The 18746-nt window shown below is 69.7% G+C and carries 15 protein-coding genes; 1 reads left to right on the plus strand and 14 read right to left on the minus strand.

What is annotated here, in order from left to right; genetic code table 11:
* Positions 1 to 103: 103 nt before the first annotated feature.
* Genes BLU22_RS03560 through BLU22_RS03570 form a run of 3 tightly spaced genes read right to left on the minus strand, consistent with a single transcriptional unit; the run spans position 104 to position 4502 of the window.
* Positions 104 to 2221, minus strand: coding sequence for a putative bifunctional diguanylate cyclase/phosphodiesterase (locus tag BLU22_RS03560; protein WP_090212172.1), 2118 nt, complete (start codon positions 2219 to 2221; stop codon positions 104 to 106).
* Positions 2218 to 2670, minus strand: coding sequence for a response regulator (locus BLU22_RS03565; protein ID WP_090212174.1), 453 nt, complete (start codon positions 2668 to 2670; stop codon positions 2218 to 2220). Before BLU22_RS03565 ends, BLU22_RS03560 begins: the two co-directional genes overlap by 4 nt.
* A gap of 2 nt (positions 2671 to 2672) precedes the next feature.
* Positions 2673 to 4502: an ATP-binding protein gene (locus BLU22_RS03570; RefSeq protein ID WP_162274132.1), complete on the minus strand. Its 1830-nt coding sequence runs from the start codon at positions 4500 to 4502 to the stop codon at positions 2673 to 2675.
* Positions 4503 to 4738: 236 nt separating this feature from the next.
* On the opposite strand from BLU22_RS03570, the gene BLU22_RS03575 reads away from it, so the two are divergent.
* Entirely contained in the window at positions 4739 to 5113 is a 375-nt protein-coding gene (locus tag BLU22_RS03575) for a flagellar protein FlaG (protein WP_090212177.1), read from the plus strand.
* A gap of 82 nt (positions 5114 to 5195) precedes the next feature.
* Here the strand turns inward: BLU22_RS03575 and BLU22_RS03580 are convergent, their stop codons facing one another.
* The 11 genes from BLU22_RS03580 to BLU22_RS03630 all read right to left on the minus strand — a co-directional run bounded on the left by BLU22_RS03580 (position 5196) and on the right by BLU22_RS03630 (position 18679).
* Entirely contained in the window at positions 5196 to 6911 is a 1716-nt protein-coding gene (locus tag BLU22_RS03580) for a PilZ domain-containing protein (protein ID WP_231975267.1), read from the minus strand.
* Positions 6912 to 7020: 109 nt separating this feature from the next.
* A complete protein-coding gene (locus tag BLU22_RS03585) occupies positions 7021 to 7719 on the minus strand; it encodes an RNA polymerase sigma factor FliA (RefSeq protein ID WP_090212179.1) in 699 nt (232 codons plus the stop codon).
* A gap of 179 nt (positions 7720 to 7898) precedes the next feature.
* Positions 7899 to 8309 (minus strand): flagellar protein FlhE, encoded by a 411-nt coding sequence (locus BLU22_RS03590; RefSeq protein ID WP_090212180.1) that lies wholly within the window; start codon positions 8307 to 8309, stop codon positions 7899 to 7901.
* On the minus strand, positions 8306 to 8896 hold the full coding sequence (locus BLU22_RS03595) for a hypothetical protein (RefSeq protein ID WP_090212182.1): 591 nt from the start codon (positions 8894 to 8896) through the stop codon (positions 8306 to 8308). Before BLU22_RS03595 ends, BLU22_RS03590 begins: the two co-directional genes overlap by 4 nt.
* Positions 8896 to 11220 (minus strand): flagellar biosynthesis protein FlhF, encoded by a 2325-nt coding sequence (gene flhF, locus BLU22_RS03600; RefSeq protein ID WP_090212184.1) that lies wholly within the window; start codon positions 11218 to 11220, stop codon positions 8896 to 8898. Before flhF ends, BLU22_RS03595 begins: the two co-directional genes overlap by 1 nt.
* A gap of 3 nt (positions 11221 to 11223) precedes the next feature.
* Positions 11224 to 13299, minus strand: a complete 2076-nt coding sequence (gene flhA / locus BLU22_RS03605; RefSeq protein WP_090212186.1) for a flagellar biosynthesis protein FlhA — start codon at positions 13297 to 13299, stop codon at positions 11224 to 11226.
* An 8-nt stretch (positions 13300 to 13307) separates the two neighbouring features.
* Positions 13308 to 14468: a flagellar biosynthesis protein FlhB gene (gene flhB, locus BLU22_RS03610; RefSeq protein ID WP_090212187.1), complete on the minus strand. Its 1161-nt coding sequence runs from the start codon at positions 14466 to 14468 to the stop codon at positions 13308 to 13310.
* A 203-nt stretch (positions 14469 to 14671) separates the two neighbouring features.
* Positions 14672 to 15370: a protein phosphatase CheZ gene (cheZ, locus tag BLU22_RS03615; RefSeq protein WP_090212189.1), complete on the minus strand. Its 699-nt coding sequence runs from the start codon at positions 15368 to 15370 to the stop codon at positions 14672 to 14674.
* A 22-nt stretch (positions 15371 to 15392) separates the two neighbouring features.
* Positions 15393 to 15767 carry a chemotaxis response regulator CheY gene (cheY, locus tag BLU22_RS03620; protein WP_269457643.1) on the minus strand — a complete coding sequence of 125 codons (375 nt, stop codon included), beginning with the start codon at positions 15765 to 15767 and terminating at the stop codon, positions 15393 to 15395.
* A 95-nt stretch (positions 15768 to 15862) separates the two neighbouring features.
* Positions 15863 to 17584, minus strand: a complete 1722-nt coding sequence (locus BLU22_RS03625; protein ID WP_090212192.1) for a methyl-accepting chemotaxis protein — start codon at positions 17582 to 17584, stop codon at positions 15863 to 15865.
* Positions 17585 to 17608: 24 nt separating this feature from the next.
* Entirely contained in the window at positions 17609 to 18679 is a 1071-nt protein-coding gene (locus BLU22_RS03630; RefSeq protein ID WP_090212194.1) for a protein-glutamate methylesterase/protein-glutamine glutaminase, read from the minus strand.
* Between the last annotated feature and the right edge of the window lie 67 nt (positions 18680 to 18746).

An 18746-nucleotide genomic window follows, 5' to 3' on the forward strand; every position in this document is an offset into this window, starting at 1 on the left:
TGGTGTTCCGGCTGTTCAAGGTGGGCGTATTTTAGACTAAAGTCTAATGCCCGTGTATGCGCAGTTTTCCGGTTTCTTCCATCGCACATGAATTTCCGGCATATCACGCCAGGCCGAGCGCCGCCGGTCGCGCCCGGCGCAGGTAGTCTTCCAGCTCGCTCAGGGGCATCGGCCGGGCGTAGTAGTAGCCCTGGAACACGTCGCACTGGCTGTCAAACAGCCGCGCCGCCTGGGCGGCGGTCTCCACGCCCTCGGCGACCACCTGCAGGTCGAGGTGGTGGGCCATGGAGATGATCCCGCGGGTCACGGCGGCATCGCGCGGGTCGTCGATCAGGTCGCGGATGAAGCTGCGGTCGATCTTGACCTTGTCGATCGGCAGGTCCTTGAGGTAGCTCAGGCTAGAGTAGCCGGTGCCGAAGTCATCCAGGGCCAGGCCGACGCCCAGCGCCTTGAGTTCGCGCAGCAGCGCGATGGCCCGCTCGGCGTTCTCCAGCAGCACGCTCTCGGTGATCTCCAGCTCCAGGCAGCGGGGCGGCAGGTCGCTGGCCCGCAGTGCCTCGCGCACGCTGTCGAGGAAGTTGTCGCGCAGGAAGTGCACCGCCGAGATGTTCACCGAGACGGCGCCGCCCTGCAGCCCGTCGAGCTGCAGGCGCCGGGCGTCGCGGCAGGCGCGGGCCAGCACCCAGAGGCTGATCGGGATGATCTGCCCGGTGTCCTCGGCGACCGGGATGAAGCGCGCCGGCGAGATCATCCCCTGCTCGGCGTGCGGCCAGCGCAGCAGCGCCTCGTAGCCGGTCACCGCGCCGCTGCGCGCATCGATCTGCGGCTGGTAGTGCAGCTCGAAACTCAGCGCCTCGATGGCCTTCTGCAGCTCGTTGCGCAGGGTCATGCTTTCGCTGACCTGGCGGTTGAGGTGCTCGGTGTACCACTGGTAGTTGTTGCGGCCGCGCTGCTTGGCCTGGTACATGGCCAGGTCGGCCTGCTGGATCAGCTGCATGGGCTGGGCGATGGCGCCGTCGCTGAGGGTGATGCCGATGCTGGCGGTGACGTGCAGGTCCAGCTCGTTGAGCCGGTAGGGCCGCGCCACGCAGGCGATCAGCCGCTCGGCGACCGCCAGCACGTCCTCGCCGTGGGCCAGGTCGGGGAGGACGATGACGAACTCGTCGCCGCCCAGGCGCGCCAGGGTATCGCCGGGACGCAGCTCGGCGGCCAGGCGCTGCGCCACCTCGACCAGCATGCGGTCGCCGATGGCGTGGCCGAGGGTGTCGTTGATCGGCTTGAAGCCGTCGAGGTCCAGCAGCATCACTCCCAGCTGGCGCTGGTAGCGGCGGGCGATCTGGCAGCCCTGCTCCAGCCGGTCTTCCATCAGCGCGCGGTTGGGCAGGCCGGTGAGCACGTCGTGGTTGGCGTTGTAGGCCAGCTGCGACTCGAAGTGCTTGCGCTCGGAGATGTCGTTCTGCACGCCGATGTAGTGGGTGATCACCCCGCGCTCGTCGGGCACCGGGGCGATGTACAGGTCGTTCCAGAAGGCGCTGCCGTCCTTGCGGAAGTTGCGCAGCACCACATGCACCTCGCGCTGCGCGGCCAGCGCCCGGCGGATCTCCTCGATGCCGCTCTGCCGCGTCTCACTCCCCTGCAGGAAGCGGCAGTTGCGGCCGAGCGCCTCCTCGGCGCTGTAGCCGGTGATCTGCTCGAAGGCCGGGTTGACGTAGATCACCGGGCGGCCGGGAGCCTGCGCGTCGACGATCAGCACGCCGTTGTGGCTGGCTTCCAGGCAGCGCTGCAGCAGCGCGGCGCGGGCGTTGCTCTGCAGCAGGCGCTCGCTGGCGGCGCTGCGCTCCAGGGCGTAGCGGATCGCGCGGCCGAGCTGGCGGGCGTCGAACTGGCCCTTGACCAGGTAGTCGGCGGCGCCCATGGCCAGTGCGCGGGCATCCAGCTCGGTGTCGTCCTGGCCGGTGAGCAGGATCATCGGCCGCAGCCGGCCGGCCTCGCCGGCGTATTCGAGCAGCTCCAGGCCGGAGTCGGCGCCGAGCCGGTAGTCGATCAGGTAGAGGTCGTGGGCATCGCGCGCCAGCGCGGCCTTGCCGGCGGCCAGGCCGCTGACCCAGTCGAGGTGGCAGGACAGGCCGGCGGCCTCGTCGAGCAGGTCGCGCAGGATCAGGTAGTCGTCCTCGTCGTCCTCGATCAGCAGCAGGCGCAGCGGTTGCGCGGTGGGGGTCATGTCGGTGGGTCCTGTTCCGGGGTGTCGCTGGCGCAGCGATAGTGGCCGAGACTGCCGATCAGGTCGAGCAGCCCCTGGTAGCTGGCGGGTTTGCTGAAGAAGGCGCGGGCGCCGGCCTGGCGGGTGGCGGCGATTTCCTCGGCGTCGCAGGAGGTGCTGAGGATCACCACCGGGATGTGCCGCAGGCGCGGCTCGCGCTGCAGCTCGCGCAGCGTCTCGCGGCCGTCCATGCGCGGCATGTTGAGGTCGAGGAGGATCAGTTGCGGGCAGCAGGCGCCGCGCAGGTCGTGGCGCAGGCAGCGCTGCAGGTAGGCCAGCGCCTCCTCGCCGTCGTGGGCGAAGGCCACCGGCCCCTCGACCCGGCACTCGCGCAGGGCCTCCTGCAGCAGTAGGCAGTCGTCGGGATCGTCGTCGACCACCAGGATCGGGCCGCACAGGTTCGGCTGCATGCTCAGGCTCCTTGCTCGCGGACCGGGAAGCTCACGCAGAAGCGCGCGCCCTCGCCCGACCGGCTGCTGGCGGAGAGCGTCGCGCCATGGCGCTCGACGATCTTCTTGACGATGGCCAGGCCCATGCCGGTGCCGGGATAGTCCTGGCGGCCGTGCAGGCGCTGGAAGGGGTTGAAGATGCGGTCGAGGTACTTCTCGTCGAAGCCCACACCGCGGTCGCTGACGCACAGGGTATGGCGCCCGGCCTCGTCTGGCCAGGCGCGGATGCTCACCTGTGGGGCCTGGCCCGGGGCGTGGAACTTGATGGCGTTGCCGAGCAGGTTCTGCAGCAACTGGCGGATCTGCAGCGGGTCGCCGTCGATGCACGGCAACGGCTCGCGGACGATCTGCGCGCCCTCGGCCTCGATGGCGCCCTCCAGATCGTGCAGCACCTCGTCGAGCAGCGCGTCCAGCGACAGGCGCACGAACGGCTGGGCGCGGGTGGCGACCCGCGAATAGGCCAGCAGGTCGCGGATCAGCCCCTGCATGCGCACCGCCGCGCCGCTCATCCGCTGCAGGTAGTCGAGGCACTGGTCGTCGAGCCCGCTGGCGCGGCTCTGCAGACGTTCGGCGAAGGCCTGGATCTTGCGCAGCGGCTCCTGCAGATCGTGGGAGGCAACGAAGGCGAACTCCTGCAGTTCGCGGTTGCTGCGCGCCAGTTCGTCGAGGGTCGCCTGCAGGGTGCGCTCGGCGGCCTTGCGCTGGTGGATGTCCTTGGCCACGCAGAACACCCCGACGATGCCGCTGTCGGTGACGATCGGCATCAGCGTGACCTCCAGCTCCAGCGGCTGGCCGGCGGCGTCGACGCCCTGCACCTCGAAGCCGCTCGGCTGGCCGACGGCGCTGCGCCGCAGGCGGGGCAGGATGCGCTGCGCCTCGGCGCCGGGCAGGTGGCGGCTGTAGTGGCTGCCGCACAGGCGCGTCTCGTCATGGCCGAACAGCGCGCAGGCGGCCGGGTTGGCCTGCTGGATGCGCCCGTCGAGGGCGAAGGCCAGCACCGGATCGGGGCTGCAGCTGAACAGCGAGCGAAAGCGCTGTTCGCTGTCCTGCAGGCGGGCATGGGCCTGCAGGTGCTCGATGGCCAGGCCGGCCAGATGGCTGGCGGTGGCCACCCGCTCCTCCAGCTCCGCCTCGACCCCGGCGGAATGCGACCGGTAGATGCCGAAGGTACCGAGCAGCTGGCCGTCGCCGGCCAGCAGCGGCGTCGACCAACAGCTGTTCAACGCATGCCGGGCCAGCAGCTCGTGCAGCCCGGTCCAGGCCGGGTCGCGGGCGGTATCGGCGCTGAGCACCGGCTGGCGGCGATGGGCGGCGGTGCCGCAGGAGCCGATGCCTTCGCGGATCGGCACGCTGGCGATGGCCTCGCTGTAGTCGGTCGGCAGGTTCGGCGCGGCGGCCAGTTGCAGGCGGCGGCCGTCGCCCGAGGCGGTCATGATCGAGCAGCGCAGGTCGCTGCCGCGCGACTCGACCAGCCGACAGATCTCGCCGAGGGTGCTCGCCAGCGGCTGGCGGGTGGAGATCATCCCGAGGATGCGCCGCTGCGCCTCCACATAGGCCTGCTTGTCGGCCTGCTGGTCGTCGAGGCGCTGCTGCCGACGAGCCGGCGCCGGCGCGCGCGGCACGAGCATCAGCAACAGGTTTAGGAGCAGACCGCAGGCCAGCACCGGCAGCAGCCACGCCGGCGGCGCCTGGCGCTGCAGCAGGGCGACCAGCAGGCTGGCCAGGCCGACCGCCTGCAGGGCGAAGGCCAGGGCACGAAGGTAGACCGGAAAGGACGCGGCGCGTAGGTACATGTATGGGCTGCCCGGATATCCCGCGGCCCTCATGGCCGGGGAACGCCACTGTAGCGGCAAATCGCCGGGCGATGCAGCGTCTTCCGGACTATCGTATAAGCCGCCGCGCACGGCTGCCGGCACGCCGCGGGCAGGCGCGAACCGACCGCCCGACGCTCAAGACTCGCGGCGGCCAGCCGATATGCTTGTCGATGTGCCATGACAAAAAGTCATGCTTCGTATGGAGGGGAACACCCATGAATTCACCGCTCTTGGATGCCAGCGCCGTCACACCCAACCCGGCCACCGTCAACCTCACGCCCCGGCAACGCCTCGAAGGCGCTCTCGCCCAGCTGCCCGCCGTCGCCGGCAGCGCCGCCGCGCAGAGCCAGAGCAGCCAGCCGGCACTGCTCGACCGCCAGGAACTGGTCGAGCCGGTACAGCGCATCAACGAGTCGCTGGCCGGCTTCGGCGTCGAGTTCCAGCTCAGCGAGCCGGGCAAGCATCTGGTCGCACAGATCGTCGACCGCGAGAGCGGCGAGCTGATCCGGCAGATTCCCAGCGAGGAAGTGCTGCGCGTGATCGACAATCTGGACAAGATGCGCGGCCGCCTGCTCGAAGAGACCGCCTGAGTCGTCCGCCAGGCGGCGACCCGGATCGGCGCCACGCCCCGACTCGTACACCGAGCGGGGCGGGCATGCAGTACGTACCCGCTCAGGCCCAGCGGGCCTCCGGCACGATGATACCCTCGACCTTGCCCAGCTTGCCCAGCTCGGTGCCGGTCAGCGGCTCGCTGAGGGTCGCACCCAGCAGGGTGGCCTGATCGGTGAGCTGCACCTGGGCGATGCGCCCCTGGGTGTCCAGACGCTGCACCCAGCCCAGCGCGCCCTCGGCGAAGCGCACCAGCGCGCCGATCGGGATGATCCCGAAGTGGCGGATGTAACGGCTGCACCACTGGCTGTCAAGCTGCGCCTCGCGGCCGATCAGGTAGCGATAGATGCCGCTGACCGCCTGCCCCGGACGATCCGGACGGGCGCGGCTCATCGCGTCGACCACGTCGACCACCGCGGCGACCCGGGCCAGTTCGCCCAGTTGCTCGCCCTTCAGCGCCAGCGGATAGCCGCTGCCATCCAGACGCTCGTTGATGCCCTCGACGATACCGCGGATCACCGGCTCAGGAATCCACTTGCAGCTGCCCATGCGCGCGCGCAGCATGCCGACGTGGGTGGCGAACTCGCTGCGCTGTTCGGCGCTCATCCGCTCGACGCGCAGCAGCGCCGGCGGCAGCAGGGCCTTGCCCAGGTCGTGCACCAGAGCACAGGCGACCACTGCCTTGACCAGGTCGCGCGGCGCGTTGCGAGCGGCGATCAGGTCGGCCAGGCGGGTGGCCACGGCGATGCTGTGCTGCACCAGCGGCGAGTCGTCGACCAGGCAGTGGCTGGCGAACAGCATCGACTCGCGGTCCTCGTCGAGCAGGTTGAGGAGGAATTCGCTGTGCCGCGACAGCAGCACCGGATCGACCTCGCCGCCCTGCTGCAGCTGCAGCAGCTGGCCGTTGAGGTACACCGCGACCCGCGCCAGGCGGCGGGCCATCGGCGTGGCGTAGTCGAGGCCGTGGGGACGCGGGCCGCTGTCGACCGCCTTGCTCTGCTCGGGACGCACGAACAGCGCCGAGGGCGCCAGCGAGGCGTCGCCGCCCACCGCGGTGCGCGCCCCTTCGCGCTCGATCTCGCGCACATAGAACCACAGGCGCCGCTCCAGCTCGGCGCTCAGCTCGCCGAAGCCGCAGCCGAAGCGCACGCTCTGCCAGTCGCCGCTGATCTGTGCATGGCGCACCACGCCGTTCAGGTTGACCTTCTGGCCGTTGGGGAACTGCAGCTCGATGCGCTCGAGCACATGCTCGGCCTGCAGCTCGGCGGCGCCGCCGGCGGCCTGCAGCTCCAGGCGGCAGCCCCCGAGCGACAGGTCGAGCAGGCGACCGCCGAACAGGCGGTCGCTGTTCTCGGCCTTCACCGTCACCAGCACTTCCATGCGCGCGTTCAGCTCGGCGCGGAAGGTACTGCGCCGGTGCAGCACTTCCAGCCACTGTGGCCAGTCGCAGGCGATCTGCACCCGGCCGGCCACTTCCAGACGCTGGCGCGGGCGCAGCGGCGCGGTCTGCAGCAGGGTGCCGCCGGCCCGGCCGGTCAGCACGAAGGACTCGGGCATCTTCTCCAGCATGTCGGCCACGCCGGGCGCCGAGGTCAGGTCGAGCACCAGCTCCTCGTCGGGACTGACCTCCATCAGCAGCACCGGCAGCGGCTGCTCCTCCTGGTAGATGCACAGCAGCTGCGCGTCGCCCTGGGCACACAGGGTTTCGAGCAGATCGCGGCAACGCCCCGGATGTTCGACGCGGGTGAAGATATCGCTGGCCTGTTGTTCCATTTCCATCCCTTAGCTCGCCTGCGGCAGGACGCCGGCCGGTCGCGGGCGGGTCATGCAAAAGGTCGTTATGATGCCAGCATATCGGCTGTGCGGGGATCGACTTTAGCCGCCCGCCTCACTCCGACAGCCAGCTGCGCAGCCGCGCCACCGCCTGGCTGTGCAACTGACAGACGCGCGACTCGCTGACCCCGAGCACGGCGCCGATTTCCTTGAGATTGAGGTCTTCCTGGTAGTAGAGGGCGAGCAGCAACTTCTCGCGCTCGGGCAGGGCTTCGATGGCCTTGATCAGCCGCTCGCGGTCGCGCCCCTCGGCCAGCTCGGCGAACGGCGAGAGGGCCTGGCTGGTGGCGCTCACCGCATCGATCTCGTCCTCGCCCATCTCGTCGAGCGCCACCATCTGGCTGCCGTTGGCATCCAGCAGCAGCTGACGGTATTCGGCTAGGTCGATGCCCAGCGCGGCGGCGATCTCGCGCTCCTCGGGCGCACGACCGAGGCGCTGTTCGAGCAGACGCAGAGTCTCGTCCAGGGCACGGGCGTTGCGCCGCACCCGGCGCGGCACCCAGTCGCGACTGCGCAGCTCGTCGAGCATGGCGCCGCGGATGCGCTGGCTGGCGAAGGTGGCGAAGCTGGCGCCCTGATTGGCGTCGAAGCGCTTGAGGGCATCGAGCAGGCCGATGGTGCCGGCCTGGATCAGGTCGTCCAGCTCGACGCAGGCCGGCAGCTTGAGCTGCAGGCTGAGGGCCTGGCGCCGCACCAGCGGCAGATGCTGTTCGAGCAGATCGCGCTGTTTGAGTTTGCCCTGTGCCGTGTACATCCGCTCGCCTGAACTGCCCTGAAGAGAAACCCGAGAAAGAGTGGTCGCCACGCGCATCGCGCCCGTACCTGGGCGGGGTGCCCGGCGGGCCGGTGCCTGCATTGTTACCGCGCCCCTGCGAGGGTCAAGCCCGGAACACTCGCCGCCAGTGCCGGCTATTCGGTGCTTTGTCGCCGTGCTCAGCGGTAATGCACGAATAGTTGCAGGTCGCGCACCTCGACGGCTGGCATGCCCGGCGCCAGGTGGAAGCGAAAATGCAGCGGCTGTCCGGCGTCCAGCCCGGCCAGGCCACGGGTCAGCCCGCGCCCCACGCCCGAACGGCTGTCCAGCTCGACACAGCGCTGCGGGTGGCAGAGCCAGGCCTGTAGGTGCGTGGCCATCGGCAGCTGGAACTGCCAGCGCACCTGCTCCAGGCTGCGGCCCCGGGCCATCGCCGGCGGCGTCAGCAGCGCCGACGGGGTGTCGCGCCCGGCCACCGCGACGCGCAGGCTCGCAGCGCTGGCGTGCCAGCTGCTCACCGCGCCGGCCGCCAGCAGCGGCTCGGAGCACAGCGATAGCGCTGCCAGCAGGACGATCCCCAGACGCTTCATTCGGCCACTCCCGGCTGCTCGGCGAGCAGCAGCAGTTCGATGCCGAGAAAGCCCGCCGCGGCCTGCTGCAGGTTGCCGAGCAGGCCGCGATGGGAAGCGATGCCCGGATGCAGCACCAGCAGGCGCTGCGGGCCGTCGGCCTCGGCCAGCCGGCGCAGGGTCAGGTAGGCGCGGCGGAAGCTGTCCAGGTCGCTGTCCACCCACAGCGCCCAGCGCGACTGCTGGGCCGCCAGCACGCCGAAGTGCGGACTGTCGACATCCAGCGCGACGATGCGCCATAGCTGCGGGTCGCCCAGCCAGCGGTGGCCGTTGGCGTGCCAGCGCTGCAGGGTCTGCCAGGCGCGCGCGCTCTGCTGCGCGCTGGCGTCGGGCAGACCGACCACCATCAGGGTCTGCCGCGGCTGCGCCGCGTGGCTGGGCGACGGCTCGACCGATGCCTCGACGACAACCTCGGGCGCTGCCGGCGGCGGCGTTTCGGCGGGCGACGCCAGCCCCTGCTGCTCGGCCCAGCGGCGCAGGCCGGCGGCCTGGTCGCTGGCGCCTAGGCCATTGTCCGGCTGGCTCGCGGCGGAGGAAAACTCGAACATCAGTACAGCCCGCCGCCCTGGGTGCCGATCTGCCGGAAGGCGTCGCGCGCGGCCAGCAGGTGCAGCAGCGCATCGAGCTGCTGGCCCGGTCCGCGCGGACGCCGGCTGCCGCTGAGCGCCGCCAGCTGGGCGCGCACGTCCATGGCCCAGGCGTCACTGGCCTGATCGAGACGGCTGGCCGCAGCCGCCAGTCCGGCGGCGAGGAACAGGCGCAGCTCCTGCTGCAGCGGCTCGCGGTCATCGCCGAGCGCCTGCCAGGCGCGCAGGGTCAGCGACGGCAGTTCGTCGCCGCTCAGCTGCCGGCGCAGGCTCTCGGCCTGCCGGGCCAGTCCCTGCTGGCCCAGTTCGGGGCTCCAGGCCAGCCAGTGGCGCTGGGCGAACGGCTGGGTGGCGTCGACCTCGAACAGCTGGCCGAACCAGGCCTGCACCGGCCAGCCCGGCACCGCGCCCTTGCCGCTGCGCAGTTGCACCGGCACCTGCTGCAGCGCCAGGCGCACCTGGCGGCCACGGTAACGCAGCTCCAGACCGGCATGGGGTTCGGCGACCTCGGCGAGCTGGGCCAGGCTGTAGCGCTCGCCCAGGTAGTCGACGCGGCTGCCGCCCTTGGCCAGGCAGACCCAGGCGCTGCGCTGCTCGGCCAGCTGCGCCAGCCCCTCGGCGTCCGGGCAGGCCGGCAGCAGGTGGGTGCTGGCGCCCAGGTTGGCGTGCGCCCAGTGCAGGCGGCGATCCTGGCCGGCCGGCAGCAGGTGGGCCAGCCACGGGCGCACCTGCAGACGCCCGGCCTCGTCCAGGGCCAGCAGCGGCATGCTCCAGCCGGCCCCGGCGACCGCCGTGGTGCGCCCCCACAGCAGTTGCCGGGTGCCCGGCAGCAGGCTGCCGTCCATCGCCTGCAGCAGCTGGGCCAGGCGCTCGCCCTGCAGGCTGCGCGGCAGTGCCGACAGCTGCCAGGCGGCTTCGAGCAGGGCGAAACCGTCGATCTCGCGGCGCAGATTGTCGAGCGCCGCGGCCAGGCCGCGACCGTGGCCGAGCAGCCCGCGCGACAGCGCCTCCAGACGCTGCGCGGCGCCGAGCGGGGCGCTGTCCTGGGGCACGAAGGGCGACGGCTGGCTGACCGCCAGAGCCTGGCGCAGCAACGCCGGCGCCTCGGCCAGCTGCAGGTCCTCGGGCACCTGCTGGCCGGTGGCCACGTAGTTCAGGCGCAGGCCGTGGCGGATCAGGATGTCCAGCACCGGGCCGAGCCGCGCCGCCTCGTCGGACTTGCTGACGATGCAGTCGTGCAGACTGCTGCCGGCAGCCAGCGCAGCGCGCTGGTAGGTGTCGACCACCTCTTCGAGGGTGTCGCCGTGACTGGCGGCGTTGAGCAGCAGCATCAGGCGGATCGGCCGGCCGGCAGCGCCGAGCTGGCTAATCTGGGTGAGCAGGCGCTGGTCGCGCTGGCTCATGCCGACGGTGTCGATGATCACCAGGCGCTTGTCGGCCAGCTGGCGCAGCAGGTCGTCCAGCGGCGCATCGGCGGCCAGGGCGTGGACCTCGACGCCGAGCAGGCGGGCGTAGATGCGCAGCTGCTCGTGGGCGCCGATCCGGTAGCTGTCGGTGGTGACCAGCGCCACCTGGCTGCCGCCGTGGCGCATCACGTAGCGCGCCGCCAGCTTGGCGGTGGTGGTGGTCTTGCCGACCCCGGTGGGGCCGACCAGGGCGATCACCCCGCCGTCGTCGAGCAGGTCGGCCTCGTCTTCCAGCACCGGCAGCCGCGCGGCCAGCTGGCGCTCCAGCCAGGCGCGCACCGCCGGGGTGTCGGCCGACTCGTCGCTCAGCTCGCCAGGCAGCGCGCCGAGCAGTTCGGCGCTCAGGCAGGGGCCGAAGCCGGCGCCGAGCAGGCGCTGGTGCAGCTGCATGCCGCAGTCGCTGCGGGTCGCTGCGGCGCTGGCCTGGCGGTTGAGCAGCGCGCGCATGTCCTGCAGCTCGCCGAGCAGACGCTCGCTGAAGGCGGCGAAATCCTGGGGCGCGGCGGCCGCGGGTGGCGGCGGCACCTGGGCGGCATAGGCGGCGGCGCTGGCAGCGCGCTGATAGGCGCTGGGCGCGGCGGTGGGCGGCGGCGCGGCCGGACGTGGTGCGGGTGCCGGAGGGGCGGCGCGCGGCGCGGGCGGCGGGCTGGACTCAAGACCGCCGGCCAGCTGACGATGGGTGTCGTCGGCCATGGCGAGGATTTCCACCCCCTCGGCGGTGCTGCGGTTGGAGAGGATCAGGGCGTCCTCGCCCAGCGCCGCGCGCACCTGGCGCATGGCTTCGCGGCTGTTGATCCCGACAAAACGTCTGACGCTCATCTGTTACTGGCCTCCGATCAGGCTGGTGACTCGCAGGGTGCGGTCATCGGGAATTTCCGCCAGCGACATGACCACCAGATGGGGCATGCGCCGGCGCAGGAAGCGCGCCAGCAGCGCGCGCAGCTTGTGCGGCACGACCAGCACCGGCGGCTCGCCGTTGCCTTCCTGACGGCTCAGGGCGGTTTCCGCCTGCTGCATGAGGTTGGCCGCCAGGCCCGGCTCCAGCGCGCCGCCGTTGCCGATGGCCTGGCCGAGCACCTGCTCCAGGCCCATGTCCAGGCCGATCACGTGCAGCTCGGGGAGGCCGGCGAACCACTGCTGGGTGATCGCCCGGCCGAGCGCCACGCGGACCATCGCCGAGAGCTCCTGCACATCGCCCTGGTGCAGCGGCGCGTACTCGGCCAGCGCATCGAGGATGCTGCGCATGTCGCGGATCGACACGTCCTCCTCCAGCAGGTTCTGCAGGATGCGCTGCAGCGCGGTGAGCGACACCTGCTTGGGCACCACCTCGTCGACCAGCGCCTTGTCCAGCTTGTCGAGCAACTGCTGGACCTCGCCGCGACCGAGCAGGTCGCCAGAGTGGCGGTGCAGCAGGTGGTTGAGGTGGGTGGCGGCCACGGTGCTGGCGTCCACCACGGTGTAGCCGTAGACCTGGGCGTGCTCGCGCTGGCTGGAGTCGATCCACACCGCCGGCAGACCGAAGGCCGGGTCGGTGGTCGGCGTGCCGTCGAGGCGGCCGCTGACCTGGCCGGGGTCGATGGCCAGCCACTTGCCCGGATGCAGTTCGCCGCGGCCGATTTCCACGCCCTTGAGGGTGATCACGTAGGTGTTCGGCGTCAGCTCCAAGTTGTCGCGGATGTGCACCACCGGCGGCAGGAAGCCCACGTCCTGGGCGAACTTCTTGCGCACGCTCTTGATCCGCCCGAGCAGCTCGCCCTGCTGGCGGTTGTCGACCAGCGGAATCAGCCGGTGGCCGACCTCCATGCCGAGGGTGTCGACCAGCTGCACGTCGTCCCAGCTGGCTTCGGGCGTTTCCACCGGGGCCGGCGGCGGCGCGCTTTCCACTTCCTCGACCAGGCGCTGCTCGGTGCTGCGCTTCATCCACCAGCCCAGACCGGCGAGCAGCGCGGTGAACAGCAGGAACACGAAGTTGGGCATCCCCGGCACCAGCCCGAGCAGACCGATCACCGCCGCGGAGAGGAACAGCACCTTGGGACTGTTGAACAGCTGACCGATCATCTGCTGGCCGACATCTTCCTCGGTATTGACCCGCGACACGGTGACACCGGCGGCGATGGAGATCACCAGCGCCGGAATCTGCGCCACCAGGCCGTCGCCGATGGTCAGCAGCACGTAGGAGCGCGCGGCGTCGGAGAACGCCATGTCGTGCTGCAGCATGCCGATCAGCAGGCCGCCGATGATGTTCACCGCCATGATCACCAGGCCGGCCACGGCGTCGCCGCGGACGAACTTGCTGGCGCCGTCCATCGAGCCGTAGAAGTCGGCTTCCTGAGCGATTTCCTTGCGCCGCGTGCGCGCCTCCTCCTCGCCGATCAGGCCGGCGTTGAGGTCGGCGTCGATAGCCATCTGCTTGCCGGGCATGGCGTCGAGGGTGAAGCGCGCGCCCACCTCGGCGATCCGTCCGGCACCCTTGGTGATCACCATGAAGTTGATGATCACCAGGATCAGGAACACCGCCAGGCCGACGGCGAAGTTGCCGCCGACCAGGAACTGGCCGAAGGCCTCGATCACCTTGCCGGCGGCATCGGCGCCCTGGTGGCCCTCCATCAGCACCACCCGGGTCGAGGCGACGTTGAGCGACAGGCGCAGCAGGGTGGTGAACAGCAGCACCGCCGGGAAGGCGGCGAAGTCCAGCGGCTTCTGGGTGAACATGCTCACCAGCAGAACCATGATCGACAGGGCGATGTTGAAGGTGAAGAACACGTCGAGGGCGAACGGCGGCAGCGGCAGCACCATCATCGACAGGATCAGCAGGATCAGGATCGGCCCGGCCAGCAGCTTCATGTTGGCGTCGGCCAGCCAGCTCTGCCGGCCCAGGAAATCGTTCAAGGCTTTCATCGGTACCGCTATTCCTCAGGTTGCTTGCCGCGCACCGGACGCTGGTCCATGCCTGCCGGCACCGGCAGGTCGTGCGGGGTGTCCGGCAGATCGCCGCCGTCCTCGTGTACGCGCTTCAGGCGATAGGCCCAGGCCAGCACTTCGGCCACCGCAGTGTACAGCTCGGCGGGGATCTCCCGGTCGAGATCGACATGGTAATAGAGCGCCCGCGCCAGCGGGGCGGCTTCGAGCAGCGGCACCCCGTGTTCGCGGCCCAGTTCGCGGATCCGCGCGGCCACTGCCTCGGCACCCTTGGCGACCACCCGCGGCGCGCCCATCTGCCCCTCCTGATAGGACAGCGCCACCGCATAGTGGGTCGGGTTGGTGACGATCACGTCGGCGGTCGGCACCTTGCTCATCATCCGCGAGCGCGCCATGGCCTGCTGCTGGGCGCGGATGCGGCCCTTGACGTGGGGATCGCCGTCGGACTCCTTGCTTTCGCGGCGGATCTCCTCCTTGCTCATGCGCAGCTTCTTGGCGTGGCTCCACAGCTGGTAGGGCACGTCGATCCCCACCACCACGATCAGCGCCAGCACGATCAGCCCGCAGGCCAGCGCCGCCAGACGCAGCGCCGAGGCCAGCGCCTGCTGCAGGGGCATCTCCGCCAGCGACATCAGCTCGCCGATGTGCGCCTTGAGGAAGAACACCGCGACCGAGCCGACCAGCAGGCTCTTGGCGATCGCCTTGCCCAGCTCGGCCAGCGCCTGGGTCGAGAACATCCGCTTGAGGCCCTTGAGCGGGTTGAGCTTGGACAGCTGCGGCTGCAGCGACTTGGCGGAAATCAGCAGGCCGCCGAGCAGCGACGGCGCCGCCAGGGCCAGGACGGTCATCAGCACGAACAGCGGCAGCAGGGCGAACAGGGTACGCTCGCCGAGCACCCAGAAGTGCGCCAGCATGGCGGCGCTGTCGAAGGCATGCTGGCGCTCGAACAGGAAGGCCTGCTCCATCACCGTGCCAAGTTGGTCGTAGAGCATACCGCCCATGCCCCACAGCCCGCCCAGACCGCCGAGCAGCAGCAGGAAGGTGGTCAATTCGCGGGAACGGGCGACCTGCCCGTCTTCGCGGGCCTTCTCGACCCGTCGGGGCGTCGCCGCTTCGGTCTTTTCCTGGTCGCTGCTGTCGTCAGCCATGGCGGTTCATCCCCGCAGGCGCAGGGACGACGCCGTGTTCGCTGGGCTGACCCGCAGCTGCGGCATCCTGCGCACCTGTGGCGTCTCGTGCGTATTTGAAGGGAGGGTATTCTGCGGGCCTGCCCCCTGCCACGATCAGGGAAACAGCACGACGAATCGCGCGCTTATGTCGCGATTGTCGTGTGTCGTGGCCGGCGGGAAAATCAGAAGCCCAGCTGGGCCAGCAGGTCGTCGACCTGATCCTGATTGGCCACCGCGTCGCCGGGGGTCGGCTTGATCTGCGGGCCGTTGAGCAGCTGCGGAGCCTTGTTCTCTTCCCACTCGGCCTCGGCCAGGCGCTTGAGCACCGCCTGCTCGGCACCGTCCGGGACGCTGTCGATCAGCACCTGGACCAACTGGTGCTCGATCTCGCGGATCACTTCCATCATCTTCTTGATGACTTGGCCGGTGAGATCCTGGAAGTCCTGGGCCATGAGGATTTCCATCAGCTCGGCCTGGGTGGCCTGGGCGTGCTTGGGCACCTCGACCAGATAGCCGCGGGTTTCCTGCACCAGCGCCTTGGCCTCGTCCAGCTCCAGCGGATTGGCGAACCACTCCTGCCAGCGCTTGTCCAGATCGGCCGCGCCCTTGGCCAGCGCATCCTGCAGCGGCTGGGCGCGATCCACGGCATTGAGCGCACGCTCGGCAGCCTGCTCGGTCATCGATGCGATGTAGCCGAGGCGATCCCGAGCATCCGGGATCGCCTGCGCCGCCTTTTCGATTTCCTTGTCCAGCCCCAGCTCGCGCATGCTGTCGCGCAGCATGCGGGTCACCTGACCGATACGCTGGATCAGCTCGTCCGAGGCCGCAGCGCCACCGGCCGTGCCCCAGTTGTTATCCTCGTTCTGCGCGTTATCGCTCATGCGCGTGACTCCTCGTTTGTGCTTATTTGCCCAGCTTCTCGAAGATCTTGTTGAGCTTCTCTTCCAGGGTCGCGGCAGTGAACGGCTTGACCACATAGCCGTTGGCGCCGGCCTGAGCGGCGGCAATGATGTTTTCCTTCTTGGCCTCGGCGGTCACCATCAGCACCGGCAGATGCTGCAGGGCGGCATCGGCGCGGATCTGCTTGAGCATGTCGAGACCATCGAGGTTGGGCATGTTCCAGTCGGACACCACGAACTCGAAGGTACCGGTACGCAGCTTGTTCAGCGCGTCCTGACCGTCCTCGGCTTCCTCCACGTTGGTGAAGCCCAGCTCCTTGAGCAGACCGCGCACGATCCGCCGCATGGTCGGGAAATCGTCCACTACCAGGATGCTCATGTTCTTGTCGGCCATCGTTCTTCCTCGTTATATCACGGCATTAGGCATGTAAGTGATGCAGGTGCCGCCCTGCCTGAGTGCGGCGCCCACCGGTCTTAGAATTCTTCCCAGTCGTCGCTGGCGCTGGCCGTCTCGGCGGGACGCCTGGCCGGCGCACTGCCGGCAGCGGCGGCGCGCGCCTCGGGCGGACGCTTGAGGGGCTCGCTGCGCGGCGCCGCCGCGAGCGCAGGCTGCGGGCGACGCAGACGCTGCTCGTCGCGCAGGCGGAACACCGAAACCGCCTGTTCCAGACGCTGCGCCTGCTCGGCCAGCGAGGCCGAGGCAGCGGAGGCTTCCTGCACCAGGCTGGCGTTCTGCTGGGTCACCTGATCCATCTGCGCCACGGCGGTGTTGACCTGGCCGATGCCCTCGCTCTGCTCGTGGGAGGCGGCGGAGATCTCGTCGATGATGTCGGTGACCCGGCGCACCGCGCCGACCACCTCGCCCATGGTCTTGCCGGCCTGCTCGACCAGCTTGGAGCCGTCCTGCACGCGGCGGGTCGACTCCTCGATCAGCGCCTTGATCTCGCGCGCCGCGTCGGCGCTGCGGCTGGCCAGGTTGCGCACCTCGCCGGCCACCACTGCAAAGCCGCGGCCCTGCTCGCCGGCCCGCGCCGCCTCCACCGAGGCGTTGAGGGCGAGGATGTTGGTCTGGAAGGCGATCGAGTCGATCACGTTGATGATGTTGGCGATGCGCTGCGAGCTGTCGTTGATGCCCTGCATGGTATCGACCACCTGATGCACCACTTCGCGGCCATGGTCGGCGGTGCTGGAGGCGTCGTTGGCCAGCGCGCTGGCCTGACGGGCGTTGTCGGCGTTCTGCTTCACCGTGGAGGTCAGCTCCTCCATGCTCGCCGCGGTCTCCTCCAGGGAGGCGGCCTGCTGCTCGGTGCGCGAGGACAGGTCGGCGTTGCCGGAGGCGATCTGCTGGGTGCCGACCAGGATCGAGCCGCTGCCTTCGCGCACGGTGCTGACGATCCCCGCCAGGCTTTCCTGCATGTCGCGCATGGCCTTGAGCAACTGGCCGACTTCGTTCTGCGAGTTGACCTGGATGTTCTGCGACAGGTCGGCCTTGGCCAGCTGCTGCAGATAGCCGACCGCCTCGTTGACCGGACGCACCACCATGGCCAGCAGCACGAAGCGGATGCCCAGCAGCAGCAACAGCGCCGCGCCCAGGGCCAGGGCGCCGATCAGCGCGAAGCGCGCGACATTGTCCTGGTAGGCCTGCTGGCGCGCCTGGTAGTCCTTCTCGTTGGCCAGATAGAAGGCATCCAGAGCACGGTTGGTGGCCGGGCCGTACTGGGTCATCAGGGTGTCTTTCTGGCTCTCGTAGCCGGCCAGATCGTTGTCGCGCAGCGCCTTGACCATGCCGACCTGCATGTTCAGCGCCGTGCCGAAGGCCGCGGCGAAATCCTCGGCCAGGGTACGCAGGGCCGGATCCTCCAGCGGCGGCGCGGCCTTGAAGACGTCGAAGCGGTCCTGGGCGCGCTTGACGAAGTCCTCGGCCTCGGCCAGCAGGCCCGCCGCCTGCGCGGCATCGCCGGCCTGGACGCGTGCGGCATAGCTCTCCATGCGCAGGAAGGCGTTCAGACGCAGGATGTAGGCACGGTTCATCGAGTCGACCATCTGGATGTCGACGTTCTCGATATGCCGGATATCCTCATTGGCCATGCGGCTGCTGGCGAACCCCAGCGCGGCGATCATCAGGATCAGCAGCGCAAAACAGACCAATGTGGCGTTGAGCATCGCCCGGATGCTCAACCTGCGCAGAAACTCCATAAACCCCTCCCCGCTTGAAAACGATCAGACTCGCTGTGCCCGCCCCGAGGCGACCACCTGTTTGAGAATGCGCTCGGCCATCTGGTCGAGCGACACCACTTCGCACGCCCCGCCGAGGGCGATGCCCTCGCGCGGCATGCCAAAGACCACGCAACTGGCTTCGTCCTGGGCGAAGGTGAAGGCCCCCGCCTGACGCATTTCCAGCAAACCGCGGGCGCCATCCTTGCCCATGCCGGTCAACAGCACGCCCACGGCGTTGCGTCCGGCGTTTTCCGCCGCCGAACGGAACAGCACGTCCACCGAAGGGCGGTGGCGATTGACCGGCGGCCCGTCATCCAGACGGGCGACATAGTTGGCACCGCTGCGCACCAGCTTGAGGTGCGCGGTTCCCGGAGCGATGTAAGCGTGGCCGGGGAGGATACGTTCGCCGTCTTCGGCTTCCTTGACCGCGATGTTGCACAGGCGGTCGAGGCGCTCGGCGAAGGAGCGGGTGAAGCCGCCCGGCATGTGCTGGGCGATCAGGATCGCCGGGCTGTTGGCCGGCAGCGGTTCGAGCACCGCGCGGATCGCCTCGGTGCCGCCGGTGGAGGCGCCGATGATCACCAGCTTCTCGCTGGAAATCAGCGGCGCGCGCAGCGGCGCGGCCTTCGGCGCATCGGCGGCGGGCGCCTGGCGCGGAGCGCGCGGCCGCGAACGGGCGGCCTCGCGGATCTTCTCGGCGATCAGCTCGCTGTAGTCGAGCATGCCGTTGCGGATGCCGATCTGCGGCTTGGAGATGAAGTCCAGCGCCCCCAGCTCCAGCGCGCGCAGGGTCACTTCCGAGCCGGCCTGGGTCAGCGAGGAAACCATCAGCACCGGCATCGGCCGCAGGCGCATCAGCCGCTCGAGGAAGTCCAGACCGTCCATGCGCGGCATTTCCACATCGAGGGTCAGCACGTCGGGATTGTGCTGCTTGATCAGATCGCGCGCGACCAGCGGATCGGGAGCGACCGCCACCACTTCCATGTCACCCTGGGAGTTGATGATTTCGCTCAGCAGGTCACGGATCAGTGCCGAGTCGTCGACACACAGTACCTTGATCTTGGGGGTGCTCACGGCATATCTCCTTTGCGGCAACCGCGCCGGCCTGGCGAGGCAGCGGGGCGGTTGCATCCAGCGTCTG

Source organism: Pseudomonas guangdongensis (assembly GCF_900105885.1).
Classification (GTDB): Bacteria; Pseudomonadota; Gammaproteobacteria; order Pseudomonadales; family Pseudomonadaceae; genus Geopseudomonas; species Geopseudomonas guangdongensis.

Coding starts and splice junctions, on each gene's coding strand:
- flhA (WP_090212186.1), bottom strand. CDS start 13,299: ATGAAAGCCTTGAACGATTTCCTGGGCCGGCAGAGCTGGCTGGCCGAC.
- cheZ (WP_090212189.1), bottom strand. CDS start 15,370: ATGAGCGATAACGCGCAGAACGAGGATAACAACTGGGGCACGGCCGGT.
- BLU22_RS03560 (WP_090212172.1), bottom strand. CDS start 2,221: ATGACCCCCACCGCGCAACCGCTGCGCCTGCTGCTGATCGAGGACGAC.
- BLU22_RS03625 (WP_090212192.1), bottom strand. CDS start 17,584: ATGGAGTTTCTGCGCAGGTTGAGCATCCGGGCGATGCTCAACGCCACA.
- BLU22_RS03590 (WP_090212180.1), bottom strand. CDS start 8,309: ATGAAGCGTCTGGGGATCGTCCTGCTGGCAGCGCTATCGCTGTGCTCC.
- BLU22_RS03580 (WP_231975267.1), bottom strand. CDS start 6,911: ATGGAAATGGAACAACAGGCCAGCGATATCTTCACCCGCGTCGAACAT.
- BLU22_RS03565 (WP_090212174.1), bottom strand. CDS start 2,670: ATGCAGCCGAACCTGTGCGGCCCGATCCTGGTGGTCGACGACGATCCC.
- BLU22_RS03575 (WP_090212177.1), top strand. CDS start 4,739: ATGAATTCACCGCTCTTGGATGCCAGCGCCGTCACACCCAACCCGGCC.
- BLU22_RS03570 (WP_162274132.1), bottom strand. CDS start 4,502: ATGTACCTACGCGCCGCGTCCTTTCCGGTCTACCTTCGTGCCCTGGCC.
- flhB (WP_090212187.1), bottom strand. CDS start 14,468: ATGGCTGACGACAGCAGCGACCAGGAAAAGACCGAAGCGGCGACGCCC.
- flhF (WP_090212184.1), bottom strand. CDS start 11,220: ATGAGCGTCAGACGTTTTGTCGGGATCAACAGCCGCGAAGCCATGCGC.
- BLU22_RS03585 (WP_090212179.1), bottom strand. CDS start 7,719: ATGTACACGGCACAGGGCAAACTCAAACAGCGCGATCTGCTCGAACAG.
- BLU22_RS03595 (WP_090212182.1), bottom strand. CDS start 8,896: ATGTTCGAGTTTTCCTCCGCCGCGAGCCAGCCGGACAATGGCCTAGGC.
- cheY (WP_269457643.1), bottom strand. CDS start 15,767: ATGAGCATCCTGGTAGTGGACGATTTCCCGACCATGCGGCGGATCGTG.